The organism is Clostridium phoceensis, assembly GCF_001244495.1.
Taxonomy (GTDB): Bacteria; Bacillota; Clostridia; order Oscillospirales; family Oscillospiraceae; genus Lawsonibacter; species Lawsonibacter asaccharolyticus.
Window position 1 is genome coordinate 590,221 of record NZ_LN866274.1, and the last position, 13,557, is coordinate 603,777.

Here is a 13,557-nt window from a genome sequence, read left to right on the forward strand (position 1 = left end):
CATGTGGAAAACCCTCCAGATTCGTTCACATCCCCTGTGGAGGGCCAAACCCATGGGGCCGTAAGGCTTACAGCGGTTTTCCACATTTTTTTTGCCTACGGGCTACTATTACGACAAAAATCCTGTCCTTTCCCAGAAAGAGGCGGGAGTCAGAAGGAGGTCCCCCATGAAATTTTCCTGTGAGAAGGCACTGCTCCTGGGAGCCGTGTCCACGGCGTCCCGGGCGGTGGCGGTCAAAAGCTCCATTCCTGCCCTGGAAGGCATCCTCATTGAAGCCGGAGAACAGCTGAGGCTCACCGGCTACAACCTGGAGACCGGCATCCGGGCCGCTGTTCCGGCTGAGATCCGGGAGAAGGGCTCATTGGTCCTCTCCGCCCGGCTGTTTGGCGAGATCATCCGGAAGATGCCGGATGACGTGGTGGTATTCACCTCGGAGAACTATATGGTCAACATCAAGTGCGGCCTGTCGGAATTCAACATCCTGGGGACGGACCCGGAAGAATTTCCCGAACTGCCCTCGGTGGAGGAGCAGAACGGGCTGACCATCGGCCAGCCGGTGCTGCGCTCTATGATCGCCCAGACCCTGTTCGCGGTGAGCGACAACGAGAGCCGCCCCGTCCACACCGGCTCCCTGTTCGAGGTGGACGAAAGCGGCCTGACCGTCGTGTCTGTGGACGGCTACCGGCTCGCCCTTCGGCACGAGCCTGTGGACAGCAGCCAGGGGGTGCTCCCCTTCTCCTTCGTGGTGCCTGGCTCCGCCCTCAGCGAGGTGGAAAAGATCTGCGCCGGGGAGGATGCTGTCTCCGTGGCCCAGGGGGCCCGGCACATCCAGTTCCAGGCGGGGGACACGGTGCTGGTCTGCCGCCGGCTGGAGGGGGAGTTCCTGGCCTATAAGAATGCCATCCCCCGGAACAACACCATCAAGATCGAGGGGGATGCCCGCACCCTGCTCCAGTCCATCGAGCGCGTCTCCCTGATCATCAGTGACAAACTGAAGAGCCCCCTGCGCTGTGTCTTCGGGGATGGGATGCTGTCCATCACCACCAAGACGGGCATCGGGGATGCCGCCGACCAGTGCCCCATCACGGGGGACGGCCAGGGGCTGGAGATCGGCTTCAACAACAAGTACCTGATGGACGCACTGAAGGCCGCCCCAGCAGACCGCCTGCGCCTGGAGTTCACCTCCGGCGTGGCCCCCTGTGTCATCCTGCCCGCCGAGGGGGAGGAGAATTTCGTCTATATGGTGCTGCCGGTGCGGCTGAAGGCAAACTGAGAGGAAGATTTTGATGCAGAGCGAGACCATTCAGATCCACACCGAATTCATCAAGCTCCAGGACCTGCTGAAATTCGCCGGTGCGGTGGAGACCGGGGGAGACGCCAAGCTCATCATCCAGGAGGGACGGGTGGCGGTCAACGGTGAGGTGTGCACCATGCGGGGGAAGAAGCTGCGTCCGGGAGACCGGGCGGTCATTGACGATGAGACGGAACTGGTTGTCCAATGATCGTCAAGTCGCTGGAGCTGGACTTTTTCCGCAACTATGTCCATCTGGAGGCCGTCTTTGATCCACGGGTGAACCTGATCTATGGAGACAACGCCCAGGGCAAGACCAACCTGCTGGAAGCGGTGGCCTATCTGTCCACCGCTCGGTCCCACCGGGCCCGGTACGACCGGGAGATGATCATGCTGGGAGTGGATGGGGCCTTTGTCAAGGGAGAGGTGCGCTCCCGGGCCCGGGACTTCACTCTGGAGGCCCGGCTGAACCGGGGGGCCCGGCGCCAGCTGTGGTCCAACGGGGTGCGGCTGAAGACGGCGGGGGAGCTGTCCGGCATTTTGAATACCGTGCTTTTCTGCCCGGAGGACCTGTATCTCATCCGGGAGGGAGGGGCGGCCCGGCGCCGCTTTCTGGACAGCGCCATCTGCCAGCTGCGGCCCCGGTATGAGCAGGCACTCAGCGAGTATAACCGCCTCTATGACCACAAGGTGCGCATACTCCGGGACTGGCAGGAGAACCTGTCCCTGCTGTCCACCCTGGACGACTTCAATCTCCGTATGGCCCAGACCGGGGCGCTGATCGTTCACTACCGGGCTCACTTCATCAGGCGCCTTCAGGAGAGCGCCCCTGCCATCCACCGGGATTTTTCCGGGGGAAAGGAGGAGCTCTCTCTGCGGTATGAGACCGTCTCCACCGTCACAGACCCCCTGGCCGGAGCCAAAACCATCCTGCCCCAGCTGCTGGAGCACCAGCAGGCCCATCGGCAGGCGGAGCTGGACAGCCGTCAGTGTCTGTCCGGCCCCCATAAGGACGACTTGGCAGTGGAGATCGACGGGAACCCGGCCAAGACCTACGGCTCCCAGGGGCAGACCCGCACGGCGGCCCTCTCCCTGAAGCTGGCTCAGCGGGAAATCTTTTTTCAGGAGACCGGCGAGTGGCCGGTGCTGCTGCTGGATGACGTACTCTCCGAGCTGGACCACCGGCGGCAGGCCTTCGTCCTCAACCGCATCCAGGGCGGGCAGGTGTTTATTTCCTGCTGTGAGGAGGAAAAATTAGAGGGACTGGAGAATGGAAAGAGTTTCTATATCCAGGGCGGGCGGCTGATGTGAGAGGAGAGAACAGATGGAATTTTTGCTGATTGTCCTGGCGCTCTCCTTTGTCATTCAGCTTCTCGTTCTCTCGGCCACGGAGCAGCTGTCTCTACGGCTTCTGGGTGCTGCCCTGATGGAGATGATTCCTGTCTCTGGAATGATCTATTATACAGCTGCCCGGCCAGATGGGCTCTTGTTTGGATGGGGTGGGAATGTGGTCCTGCTCCTTTGGACCGCGGGGGCAGTCCTTTTGGGATGTGCTGGGGCATGGCTCCTGTCCTGGATCAAAAAAAGAAAGTGAGAGGCGCTTATGTATCTGCACCTGGGTCAGTCGGTGGCAGTGCCCCATCGGGAGATTTTGGGCATCTTTGACCTGGACAACGCCAGCTGGGCCTATAAGACCCGGGAATTCCTGGAGCGGGCGGAACAGGAGGGCCGAGTCATCTCGGTGTGCGATGACCTGCCCCGCTCCTTTGTCCTGGTAGGGGAGGAGAAGGGGACGGCCACAGTCTACATCTCTCAGCTGTCCTCCGCCGCACTGCTGCGGCGGGCGGAGAGCAATTTGCTTTGAATCATGCAGAATGATGGAATGCAGAATGCAGAGTGAAGAAGCCCGGTCCTCCGGGCGGAACAAGTGGATATCGGAACGGCAGGGACCAGCGGAGAGAGCCTCATCTCTCCCGCTTCTGTATTCTGCCTTCTGCATTTCGATATGGAGGTTATTATGGCAGAAGAATTGGAACTGAACTCCACCCAGGTGGAGCACGAGTACGGCGCCTCGGAGATCCAGGTGCTGGAGGGACTGGAAGCGGTGCGCAAGCGGCCGGGCATGTATATCGGCTCCACCTCGGAGTCAGGTCTGCACCACCTGGTCTATGAAATCGTGGACAACTCCATTGACGAGGCCCTGGCGGGCTACTGCACCGACATCACGGTGACCATCAATCCCGGGAACACCATCACTGTCACTGACAACGGCCGCGGCATCCCTGTGGATATCCAGCCCCAAACCGGGCGTCCCGCGCTGGAGGTGGTGTTCTCTGTCCTCCATGCCGGCGGCAAGTTCGGCGGTGGGGGCTACAAGGTGTCCGGCGGCCTCCATGGCGTGGGCGCCAGCGTGGTCAACGCCCTGTCTGAGTGGCTGGAGGTCCAGGTACACAAGAACGGCCAGATCTATGAGATGAAGTTTTCCCGGGGAAAGATTACCCAGGAGATGAAGGTGGTGGGAAAGACCGACCATACGGGCACGACCGTCACCTTCAAGCCAGACCCGGAGATGTTCGAGACTCTGGAGTACAACTATGACACTCTTCACACCCGGATGAGGGAGGAGGCCTTCCTCAATGCTGGCCTGCGCATCCAGACCGTGGACCTGCGCCCCGGCCGGGAGCAGGAGGACGATATGTGCTACGAGGGGGGCATCCGGGAATTCGTCACCTTCATCAACCGAAGCAAGGACCCGCTGCACCCTGACGTGATCTATATGTCCGGCAACCGGGAGGACTCCATGGCTGAGGTGGCCCTCCAGTACAATGACAGCTATAACGAGGTCATCGTCTCCTTCGCCAACAACGTCCATACTCCGGAGGGCGGCATGCATGAGGAGGGCTTCAAACGTGCCCTCACCAACGTGCTCAACGCCTACGGCAAGAAGATCGGCGTGCTGAAAAACGATGACAAAGTCTCCGGCGACGACTGCCGGGAGGGTCTCACCTGCGTCATTTCTGTCAAGCTCACCGACGCCCAGTTCGAGGGACAGACCAAGGCCAAACTGGGCAACAGCGAGATCCGCACCCTGGTGAACGCCATTGTCAGTGAGAAGCTGGAGATCTATCTGGAGGAGAACCCGGCGGTGGGCCGGGCCATCCTGGACAAGGCCCTCACCGCCAACCGGGCCCGGGAGGCTGCCCGGAAGGCCCGGGAGTCCATCCGCCGCAAGACCGCTCTGGGCGGGGCCGCTATGCCGGACAAGCTGCGGGACTGCAACGAGGCCAACCCCGAGCTCACCGAGCTCTACATCGTAGAGGGCGACTCCGCAGGAGGCTCCGCCACCCAGGGCCGGGACTCCCGGTTCCAGGCCATCCTCCCCCTGTGGGGCAAGATGCTCAACGTGGAGAAGGCCCGGGCGGACAAGGTGTACGGCAACGACAAGCTCACCCCCGTCATCACCGCCCTGGGGGCAGGCATCGGAGACGAGTTCGACCTGAACAAGCTGCGCTATCACAAGGTCATCATCATGGCCGATGCGGATGTGGACGGTGCTCATATCCGCACCCTGCTGCTCACCTTCTTCTTCCGGTTCATGCGCCCCCTCATCGAGAATGGATATGTCTACTCCGCAGTGCCCCCTCTGTTCAAGCTGACCCGGGGCAAGCAGATCCGCCTGGCCTTCAGTGAAGAAGAGCGGGATAAGATCTCCGCCGAGCTGAGAGGGGACAATCCCAACGCCAAGGTGGATATCAGCCGCTTCAAGGGTCTGGGTGAGATGAACCCCCATGAGCTGTGGGAGACCACTATGGACCCGGAGAAGCGCACCCTGCGCCGCATCGAGCTGGACGACGCCGTCCGGGCAGATGAGGTGTTCACCGTCCTGATGGGCGAAAAGGTGGAGCCCCGGAAGGAGTTCATCGAGCGCAACGCCAAGTACGCAGTAAACCTGGATTACTGAGAAGAGTGGACGCCGGGCGGCCTGTCTCCACACTTTGACCGCGGCGGCTCCGCACTGATCGTACAGGTTGAATCCATGAAGGTGGAGGAAAGTTAAGATATGAGCAAAAAACCCCAATATGATCCTGAGGAGATCCGTTTCCCGGACCAGAAGATCGAGATATCCCCTCTGGTGCCCGAGATGGAGAGTTCCTATATTGAATATGCCATGTCCGTCATCGTGGGCCGGGCCCTGCCCGACGTGCGGGACGGACTGAAGCCGGTCCACCGCCGCATCCTCTACGCCATGTATGAGGACGGCCTCACCGCGGACAAGCCCTTCAAGAAGTCGGCCACCTGCGTGGGCGACGTGCTGGGACGCTACCATCCCCACGGGGATCAGAGCGTCTACGACGCCTTGGTCCGCCTGGCCCAGGACTTCTCCATGCGCTACATGCTGGTGGACGGCCACGGCAACTTCGGTTCCATCGACGGCGATCCCCCCGCGGCCTACCGTTACACCGAGGCCCGCATGTCCAAGCTGGCCGACGAGATGCTGCGGGACATTGAGAAGGACACCGTGGATTGGGACCCCAACTTTGACGAGACCCGGAAGGAGCCCAAGGTGCTTCCCTCCCGGTTCCCAAACCTGCTGGTCAATGGCTCCAGCGGCATCGCCGTGGGCATGGCCACCAACATCCCGCCCCACAATCTGCGGGAGGTCATCAATGCTGTCATCTGCGTGCTGGATGATCCGGAGGCCCAGCTCTCCGACCTGATGGAGCACATTAAGGGCCCCGATTTTCCCACCCGGGGCATCATCATGGGCCGCAGCGGCATCCGCTCTGCCTACGCCACCGGCCGGGGCCGGCTGATGGTCCGGGCCCGCCACGAATTCGAGGAGTTCGGCAAGGACCGGGTGCGCATCGTCATCACTGAGATCCCATACCAGGTGAACAAGCGGATGCTCATCAAGAACATGGCCGACCAGGTGGAGGACAAGCGCCTGGAGGGCATCTCCGACATCCGGGACGAGTCCGACCGCAACGGTATGCGCATCGTCATCGAGCTCAAACGGGACGCCAATCCCCAGGTGGTGCTCAACCGGCTGTTCGCCCAGACCCAGCTCCAGACCACCTTTGCCATCAACATGCTGGCCCTGGTGGAGGTCAACGGGAAGCTTCAGCCCCGCATCCTCTCCCTGCGCCACATTCTGGACGAGTACATCGCCTATCAGGAGCAGGTCCTCATCCGCCGCACCCGCTTTGACCTGAAGAAGGCCCAGGAGCGGGCTCACCTGCTGGAAGGGCTGCTCATCGCGGAGGACAACATCGACGCGGTCATCAAGACCATCCGGGAGAGCTACGACGACGCCAGGGAGAACCTGATGGCCCGCTTCGGCTTGGACGAGGTGCAGGCCCAGGCCATCCTGGACATGCAGCTCAAGCGGCTCCAGGGCCTGGAGAAAGAGAAGCTGGAGGCGGAGTACGCTGAACTGGAGAAGCGCATCGCCTACTATAACCAGCTTCTGGCTGATGAGTCCATGCTCCGGGGCGTGCTGAAGGACGAGCTCTCCGCCATCCGGGACAAGTATGGGGACGAGCGCTTCACCGAGATCCAGGATGTGGAGGACGAAATCGACATCGAGGATCTGATCGAGGAGGAGCAGTGCGTCTTCACCCTGACCCAGGCGGGCTACATCAAGCGCACCCCGGTCAGTGAGTATGCCGCCCAGTCCAAGGGGGGCATGGGCAAGAAGGGGATCACCACCCGGGAGGAGGACTACGTGGTGGACGTGTTCACCGCCTCCACCCACGACTATATCCTCTTCTTTACCGACACGGGCAAGGTCTACCGGAAGAAGGGCTATCAGATCCCGGAATCTGGCAAGACGGCCAAGGGCACCAATATCATCAATATCCTCCAGGTGGAGTCGGGAGAGCGGGTCCAGACCATGATCCACACCCGGTCCATCGAGGACGACGGCCGCTTCCTCTTCATGGTCACCCGAAGCGGCACCGTGAAGCGCCTGCCCGCCAACACCTTGAAAAACCTGCGGAACAACGGAATCCGCGCTCTGCGCATGGATGAGGGGGACCAGCTGATCGCCGTGCGGGAGACCGATGGACAGCAGCGCATCCTCATCGCCACCCACGACGGCATGGCGGTGTGCTTTGACGAGAACGACGTGCGGCCCATGGGCCGGGAGGCCGTGGGCGTCCGGGGCATCCGCCTGCGGGAGGGCGACTACGTGGTGGGCGCCGCCCGGGCCAAGGCGGACCATGAGGTGCTGTCCATCACCGAGAAGGGCTATGGGAAGCGCACCCCCGTGGAGGAGTACCGGGTCACCAACCGTGGCGGCATCGGCATCAAGAACTATATGGTCACTGAGAAGACAGGGAGCGTGGTGGGCATCAAGGTGGTGGACGGCAGCGAGGACCTGCTGCTGGTCACCCAGAGCGGCATCCTGATCCGCACCCCTGTGGACAACATCCGCACCGCCGGCCGGGCTACCCAGGGCGTCATCGTCATGCGCTTCAAGGAGGAGGGGGACCAGGTCATCTCCCTTGCCCTCACCGACCGGGAGGAGACCGCCGGCACCCAGGAGACGGAGGAGGGAGACCCCGCCGGGGAGAGGGCGGAGGAGGCCCCCATTTCGGAAGAAAACCAGTCCGAAGAGGAATAACCAGAATATAAAATACAATTAGGATAGGAGGAGAGGGCATGAGCCGGAGAAGACGGGGACGGATCACCGTCCAGAGCCAGCCTACCGGGGCCACCCGGGCAGTCCGCCGCATGGCAGGAGTGGTACAGGTCATTTTTGGCCTTGTCTTTGTGGTAGTGGCGGTCACCCAGATCATGCCGCTGTCGCCCCTCTTTTCCCTGCCTTTCCTGGCCATGGGCGCTCTGGCTGTGGTGATGGGGGTCCTGAGCGCCGTTGGGAAAAACGGACTGCCCCACCGGGTGGGCTATGACGTGGAGACCGGGATCGAAGAGGAGACCATCGCCGGTCTGATGGAGGATGTGGACAAAACGGACCGCCCCTCCGCCGGGACCCACGACCACATCCCTTCCACCGCCCTGGATGCGGGAGAGCGGCTGAAGCAGCTGGAGGATCTGAAAAAGGCCGGGCTCATCACCCAGGAGGAGTATCAGGAAAAGCGGCATGAGATTTTGAGTCGCCTGTGACGGAAAAAGGAGGACAATGCCATGAAACTGGCCAACGCGCTGTCCCTGCGCTCGGAGCTCCAGACCCGCATCCGGCAGCTGGAGAGCCGGCTGGACAACAACGCCCTGGTCCAGGAGGGGGAGTCTCCCGCAGAGGACCCCATGGAGCTGCTGAGAGAGCTGGAGGAGGACTATGCCCAGCTGGAGGAGCTCATTGCCCGGATCAACCGGACCAACAGCACCACAGAGGCGGGGGAGGGGAGGACCCTCTCTGACCTGCTGGCCCGCCGGGAGTGCATGACAGGCCGGCTGCGCATCCTGCGGGACTTCCTGAACAGCGCCAGCGCCGTGGTCAACCGCCGGACGGTGGGTGAGATCCGCATCAGGAGCGCGGTCAATGTGCGAGAGCTGCAGAAGCAGGTGGACCGGGACGCCAAGGCACTCCGGGAGCTGGACGAGACCATTCAGGAGAAAAACTGGACCACCGAGCTGGTGGAGCTGTAAAAAAGAGCTGCCGGGAGGGGGAAGAGCGCCCTCTCCCGGCACTTTGGCAGCGCGGAAGGCGGGCGTCAAGCTCTCAGTGCCGGAGCCATTGGGCACACAGATTTGGCAACGAGCGGGGCCATTCGTTGGGTTCGACTCCCAATTTATGATAATGCCCGGTACAGTTACAGGGGTATTATTACGATTTGTATTGATGACCGGACGCCGATTCCACGCGGGTGGGTTAGGGGATCAAAAAACCTTCTCCCCACAGGGGGGAAGATGGCACGGAAAAGCCGTGATGGATGAGAGGGAGAAGCGTAAGATGCACCCAGAGATCAAAGCCTTTTCCCAAAAACTCCGCAGAGAAGCCACGCCGGAGGAACGGCGGCTGTGGTATGAATTTTTAAAGCAGCATCCAGTCCAATTTCGCAGACAGGTCCCATTTGGACCATATATTTTGGACTTTTACTGTGCTCAGGCAAGGCTGGGGATCGAATTAGATGGAGCACAGCATTACGAAAAGGATGCACTTGAGTATGACCAGATGCGGTCCCATTTTTTGCAGACAAATTTTCAAATCGAAGTGCTGCGTTTTACGAATTTGGATGTAAAACAGAATTTTGAGGGGGTCTGCCTCACGATCCGCCGGGCGGTGGAACGGAGGTCCCCCTCATCCGCCCCCTCCGGGGGCACCTTCCCCCCTGTGGGGGGAAGGCTACACGGACAGGAGGCGAACATGAAAACAGTCACCATCTACACCGACGGGGCCTGCTCCGGCAATCCGGGCCCCGGCGGCTGGGGGGCCATCCTGATGTATGGCCCCCACAAAAAAGAGATGTCCGGGGGAGAGCCCCAGACCACCAACAACCGTATGGAGCTCACCGGCGTCATCACCGCGCTGGAGGCCCTCAATGAGCCCTGTGTGGTGGAGCTGTACTCCGACTCCAAGTACGTCATCGATGCCCTGGAAAAGGGCTGGGCCAAGGGATGGCGGGCCCGGGGCTGGGTGAAGGGGGACAAAAAGCCCGCCCTGAATCCGGACCTGTGGGCCCGCCTGCTGGACCTGTGCGACCGGCACCAGGTGAAGCTCCACTGGGTAAAGGGCCACGCCAGCAACCCATACAACAACCGCTGTGACGAGCTGGCGGTGGCGGAGAGCCGGAAATACAAATAAGACGGCCCCGTGCCGCCCCTTAGAACAGTTCAAAAACAGCCCTCTGGGATAAATTTTTATCCCAGAGGGCTGTTTTTATGGTTCCGGAATGGAGGGGTCTGCTTCATCCCACTCTTTTGATGCCTCCTGCTGCCCGGAGGCCCGGCATATCACGTTTTCCAGACCAGCCTGCGCCCGGAGCTGAAAAATTTCATCAGACAGGGCATGCATCTTCTGGATCATGGCGTTCTGGATCTGGACGATCTCCCCGAAGCGGATCAGACAGGTCTGCATGGAGGCGGTGATCTCTGTCTCCAGCTCATCCGCCAGGACGTCTATTTTTTTGATTTTTTCAAAATAATCTTCGTCTGTGATTGGCATAAAGCGACCTCCAAATTTCTTTTATACCAATTTAGTATAAATTTCAAAATACGCTTTTTGCATAATCTATGATAATGGCGAGGTGAGACCATGCCATTACGGATTCGGGATTTGCGGGAGGACAGCGACCTTTCACAGAAAGAGATTGCGAAGTTTTTACATGTCAGTCAAGCGACCTATTCCCGCTATGAAAATGGTGAACTTGAAATCTCCATTCCTACGTTGACCGCATTGGCGGATTTCTATCATACAAGTGTGGATTATTTACTGGGGCGGACGAATTGCAGAGATCCACACCCCAGATGAAAGGGCTCTGGTTTATTGTACAATATTGTGGTGTGTAAAATATTAGAATATACTGTTTCGGAATATAGTGTGTAAAAATCAACGTCTGCCCTCTTTTAGGCAGGCGTTATGATTTTATTTTTTCATCGTGATGGACTCTACAAAATATACGGCGGGCCAACATAAAGCCTTCCCCCCACAGGGGGGAAGGTGTCACGGCGTATGCCGTGACGGATGAGGGGTCTTCCTTCCATCCCACCGTCTCCGCCTCCGAGGGATTCCGCCCTGCGGGGCGGCCTACTTTGCCCCCGGCGGCAAAGCAGGCAAAGCGCCGCCGGGGGAGTGTGTCCGGTGTGACTACGGCTTCGCCTAGGTCCCCCAGGCCACACCCACCCCGGACCCCCGATACGGGAGACGCGGGCCTTTGGCATGGCGCCCGTGTCCGGCGCGGGTGGAGGACGACACCCATCCCCCCGTTTGTGCTGCCGCCGCGGGTGTGTTGAATTGGCGGGCATACCCCACGAGGGTATCGCGCCTGCCCTGGCAGAATAGGGGCGGCCGGTGGGAGACCAGCGGGCGCGCAAAGCGCGCCCGCCGTTTTCCACGAGCGGCCCTGGTCTTTATGGAGGGACGGGGCTTTCCCCCGCCCCGTTTCATCCGGAGGATGGCCGAAAAGGGGTNGTCTTTAGTAGGGGCGGGTCTTGCCCCCACCCGTTTTCATCCGAAGGATGCCCGAAAGGGGTTCCGCCCCGCAGGACAGAACCCCTCTGGGACAGGGACGGGGGTAGAAAGACCCCTCATCCGTCACGGCATATGCCGTGACACCTTCCCCCCTGTGGGGGAAGGCTTTTCGGGCGGCTGGAAGCCGCCCCTACGGGGTCCCCTTCGGTCTTTGCGTAGGGGTGCGCATTGTGCGCCCGCCGTTTTCCACGAGCGGCCCTGGTCTTTACGTAGGGGCGGGTCTTGCCTACGCCCGTTTTCATCCGAAGGATGCCCAAAAGGGGTTCCGCCCCGCAGGACAGAACCCCTCTGGGACAGGGACGGGGGTAGAAAAACCCCTCATCCGTCACGGCATATGCCGTGACACCTTCCCCCCTGTGGGGGGAAGGCTTTTCGGGCGGCTGGAAGCCGCCCCTACGGGGTCCCCTCCGGTCTTTGCATAGGGGTGCGCATTGCGCGCCCGCCGTTTTCCACGAGCGGCCCTGGTCTTTAGTAGGGGCGGGTCTTGCCCCCCCCCGTTTTCATCCGAAGGATGCCCGAAAGGGGTTCCGCCCCGCAGGACAGAACCCCTCTGGGACAGGGACGGGGGTAGAAAGACCCCTCATCCGTCACGGCATATGCCGTGACACCTTCCCCCCTGTGGGGGGAAGGCTTTTCGGGCGGCTGGAAGCCGCCCCTACGGGGTCCCCTTCGGTCTTTGCGTAGGGGCGTGCATTGCGCGCCCGCCGTTTCACATCGACCATTCCACAGGGCCCACCGGGCTCCTGTGGAAAATTTTCTAGGGTCAGAAGAGGGCCCGGGAAAACCCTGTGGTTTTCCCGGGCCCTGTTTTTGATATCCTTTGCTCACACCTGGGTCCAGACGTTCCCGTCCTCCTGGCTCTTCAGGCAGGCCTCGATAAATTTCAGCCCCTGGATGCCATCATCGATATCGGAGTAGGGGAAGGGCCGCTCATCTTTGCCCTCCTTCCGGGACAGCAGATGGGAACAGTAACCCCGGTAGAAGTTGGCGAACAGGGAGTGGAAGGCCTCCGGCATCCCCTTGGGGAGGCGGCAGGACTTCCGGGCCTGGGGATCACAGTAGTCATAATTGGCCGACCAGATCTGGGTGGGCTGTCCGGCGATGTCCACCCGGAGTTCCATGAAATCGTGGGCGTTCCACTCCATGCCCCCTTTGTCGCCGTAGATGCGCACCTTCATGCAGCAGCTCTTGCCCACCATGGCGAAGGAGGTCCAGAAGATGCCCGCTGCCCCGTTGTCGTAGTCGATGAGCACCTGGGCATCGCTCTCCACCGGCACATAATCCGGGATGGAGCGCAGGCGGGCCAGCACCCGCACGGGCTTGAGGCCGGTGACCTTGCTGATGAGATACTCCACATGGGTGCCGATGTCCGCGATCACTCCAGAGGGGCCGCAGATGGCCGGATCGACCCGCCAGGTCAGGCCGTCCTTTCCCCGGAGGGCAGTGTTCAGCCCCACCCACTCCTGGGGATACTCGGCGGCGATGGTGTGGATCTTTCCCAGCACCCCGTCAGCGATCATCTTTTTGGCCTGCTCCAGAATGGCGTAGTGGGCATAACTGTAAGACACGCCGAACAGAAGATCTTTTTCCTGGGCCAGGGCCTTCAGCTCCTCCGACTCCCGGCTGGTGAAGGTGACGGGTTTGTCGCAGACAATGTGGAAGCCGTGGGCAATGATGTCCTTGACGATCTCGTAGTGGGTGTTGTTGGGGGTGGCCACCACCACAAAGTCCAGCCGGTCCTCCCCGGTGCGCTTGGCTTCCTCCTCCAGCATGGTGTGGTAGTCGGGATAGATGCGGCCGGGCTCCACCCCCCATTTCTCTCCGGCCTCCAGATTTTTATCCCAGTGGCGGGAGAAACAGCCCGCCTTCAGTTCGGCCAGGTCGTCGAACTGGGCCCCGATGCGGTGGATATCTCCGATCAGGGCGCCGTTCCCGCCCCCGACCATTGCGAATTGCAGCTTTTTCATAGAGAGACCTCCTGACGGATTGTGTAAAGTGTACAAGAAATCGTCTTCAGGATACCACGCAGGGCGGCAGGTGTCTAATAGTATCCAGTCATGGACCCATTCAAAGGGCACATACAAGAGGGGAGTGGATAAAGAAAAGAGCACGC

13 protein-coding genes and 1 pseudogene are annotated in these 13,557 nt (G+C 60.8%); 12 read left to right on the forward strand and 2 right to left on the reverse strand.

Translation table 11 applies throughout. The features are described from left to right. Positions 1 to 166 precede the first annotated feature (166 nt). The 11 genes and pseudogenes from dnaN to rnhA all read left to right on the forward strand — a co-directional run bounded on the left by dnaN (position 167) and on the right by rnhA (position 10,058). Positions 167 to 1,273, forward strand: coding sequence for a DNA polymerase III subunit beta (gene dnaN / locus BN1969_RS03585; RefSeq protein WP_050623042.1), 1,107 nt, complete (start codon positions 167 to 169; stop codon positions 1,271 to 1,273). 13 nt (positions 1,274 to 1,286) lie between these two features. After that, positions 1,287 to 1,502, forward strand: coding sequence for an RNA-binding S4 domain-containing protein (locus BN1969_RS03590; protein WP_050623043.1), 216 nt, complete (start codon positions 1,287 to 1,289; stop codon positions 1,500 to 1,502). Further along, positions 1,499 to 2,602: a DNA replication/repair protein RecF gene (gene recF, locus BN1969_RS03595; RefSeq protein WP_050623044.1), complete on the forward strand. Its 1,104-nt coding sequence runs from the start codon at positions 1,499 to 1,501 to the stop codon at positions 2,600 to 2,602. Before BN1969_RS03590 ends, recF begins: the two co-directional genes overlap by 4 nt. 13 nt (positions 2,603 to 2,615) lie before the next feature. Next, positions 2,616 to 2,885 (forward strand): hypothetical protein, encoded by a 270-nt coding sequence (locus tag BN1969_RS03600; RefSeq protein WP_050623045.1) that lies wholly within the window; start codon positions 2,616 to 2,618, stop codon positions 2,883 to 2,885. A 9-nt stretch (positions 2,886 to 2,894) separates the two neighbouring features. After that, the gene (remB, locus tag BN1969_RS03605; RefSeq protein ID WP_050623046.1) at positions 2,895 to 3,155 is read left to right on the forward strand and encodes an extracellular matrix regulator RemB; all 261 of its coding nucleotides are present in this window, start codon (positions 2,895 to 2,897) and stop codon (positions 3,153 to 3,155) included. 153 nt (positions 3,156 to 3,308) lie between these two features. After that, positions 3,309 to 5,252, forward strand: coding sequence for a DNA topoisomerase (ATP-hydrolyzing) subunit B (gene gyrB, locus BN1969_RS03610; RefSeq protein WP_050623047.1), 1,944 nt, complete (start codon positions 3,309 to 3,311; stop codon positions 5,250 to 5,252). A gap of 99 nt (positions 5,253 to 5,351) precedes the next feature. After that, positions 5,352 to 7,916, forward strand: a complete 2,565-nt coding sequence (gene gyrA, locus BN1969_RS03615; protein WP_050623048.1) for a DNA gyrase subunit A — start codon at positions 5,352 to 5,354, stop codon at positions 7,914 to 7,916. A gap of 38 nt (positions 7,917 to 7,954) precedes the next feature. Beyond that, complete coding sequence (locus BN1969_RS03620) at positions 7,955 to 8,419, forward strand: SHOCT domain-containing protein (protein ID WP_050623049.1); 465 nt, start codon at positions 7,955 to 7,957, stop codon at positions 8,417 to 8,419. 21 nt (positions 8,420 to 8,440) lie between these two features. Next, on the forward strand, positions 8,441 to 8,902 hold the full coding sequence (locus BN1969_RS03625) for a DIP1984 family protein (RefSeq protein ID WP_050623050.1): 462 nt from the start codon (positions 8,441 to 8,443) through the stop codon (positions 8,900 to 8,902). A gap of 304 nt (positions 8,903 to 9,206) precedes the next feature. Then, positions 9,207 to 9,527: pseudogene (locus tag BN1969_RS18440) on the forward strand (endonuclease domain-containing protein); the annotation flags it as partial. 93 nt (positions 9,528 to 9,620) lie between these two features. Beyond that, a complete protein-coding gene (rnhA, locus tag BN1969_RS18445) occupies positions 9,621 to 10,058 on the forward strand; it encodes a ribonuclease HI (protein ID WP_242850381.1) in 438 nt (145 codons plus the stop codon). A gap of 75 nt (positions 10,059 to 10,133) precedes the next feature. Here rnhA and BN1969_RS03635 read toward each other — a convergent pair whose 3' ends face one another. Further along, the gene (locus BN1969_RS03635) at positions 10,134 to 10,418 is read right to left on the reverse strand and encodes a hypothetical protein (RefSeq protein WP_050623052.1); all 285 of its coding nucleotides are present in this window, start codon (positions 10,416 to 10,418) and stop codon (positions 10,134 to 10,136) included. A gap of 90 nt (positions 10,419 to 10,508) precedes the next feature. Between BN1969_RS03635 and BN1969_RS16940 the strand changes: the two genes are divergently transcribed. Further along, positions 10,509 to 10,724 (forward strand): type II toxin-antitoxin system RelB family anti-toxin, encoded by a 216-nt coding sequence (locus tag BN1969_RS16940; protein ID WP_077138687.1) that lies wholly within the window; start codon positions 10,509 to 10,511, stop codon positions 10,722 to 10,724. Between the two features lie 1,544 nt (positions 10,725 to 12,268). Here the strand turns inward: BN1969_RS16940 and BN1969_RS03640 are convergent. Next, the gene (locus BN1969_RS03640; RefSeq protein WP_050623053.1) at positions 12,269 to 13,411 is read right to left on the reverse strand and encodes a Gfo/Idh/MocA family protein; all 1,143 of its coding nucleotides are present in this window, start codon (positions 13,409 to 13,411) and stop codon (positions 12,269 to 12,271) included. Positions 13,412 to 13,557: the final 146 nt, after the last annotated feature.

Bases quoted from the DNA above. Each gene is read 5' to 3' on its own strand.
- dnaN (WP_050623042.1), top strand. From the start codon at position 167: ATGAAATTTTCCTGTGAGAAGGCACTGCTCCTGGGAGCCGTGTCCACG.
- BN1969_RS03590 (WP_050623043.1), top strand. From the start codon at position 1,287: ATGCAGAGCGAGACCATTCAGATCCACACCGAATTCATCAAGCTCCAG.
- recF (WP_050623044.1), top strand. From the start codon at position 1,499: ATGATCGTCAAGTCGCTGGAGCTGGACTTTTTCCGCAACTATGTCCAT.
- BN1969_RS03600 (WP_050623045.1), top strand. From the start codon at position 2,616: ATGGAATTTTTGCTGATTGTCCTGGCGCTCTCCTTTGTCATTCAGCTT.
- remB (WP_050623046.1), top strand. From the start codon at position 2,895: ATGTATCTGCACCTGGGTCAGTCGGTGGCAGTGCCCCATCGGGAGATT.
- gyrB (WP_050623047.1), top strand. From the start codon at position 3,309: ATGGCAGAAGAATTGGAACTGAACTCCACCCAGGTGGAGCACGAGTAC.
- gyrA (WP_050623048.1), top strand. From the start codon at position 5,352: ATGAGCAAAAAACCCCAATATGATCCTGAGGAGATCCGTTTCCCGGAC.
- BN1969_RS03620 (WP_050623049.1), top strand. From the start codon at position 7,955: ATGAGCCGGAGAAGACGGGGACGGATCACCGTCCAGAGCCAGCCTACC.
- BN1969_RS03625 (WP_050623050.1), top strand. From the start codon at position 8,441: ATGAAACTGGCCAACGCGCTGTCCCTGCGCTCGGAGCTCCAGACCCGC.
- rnhA (WP_242850381.1), top strand. From the start codon at position 9,621: ATGAAAACAGTCACCATCTACACCGACGGGGCCTGCTCCGGCAATCCG.
- BN1969_RS03635 (WP_050623052.1), bottom strand. From the start codon at position 10,418: ATGCCAATCACAGACGAAGATTATTTTGAAAAAATCAAAAAAATAGAC.
- BN1969_RS16940 (WP_077138687.1), top strand. From the start codon at position 10,509: ATGCCATTACGGATTCGGGATTTGCGGGAGGACAGCGACCTTTCACAG.
- BN1969_RS03640 (WP_050623053.1), bottom strand. From the start codon at position 13,411: ATGAAAAAGCTGCAATTCGCAATGGTCGGGGGCGGGAACGGCGCCCTG.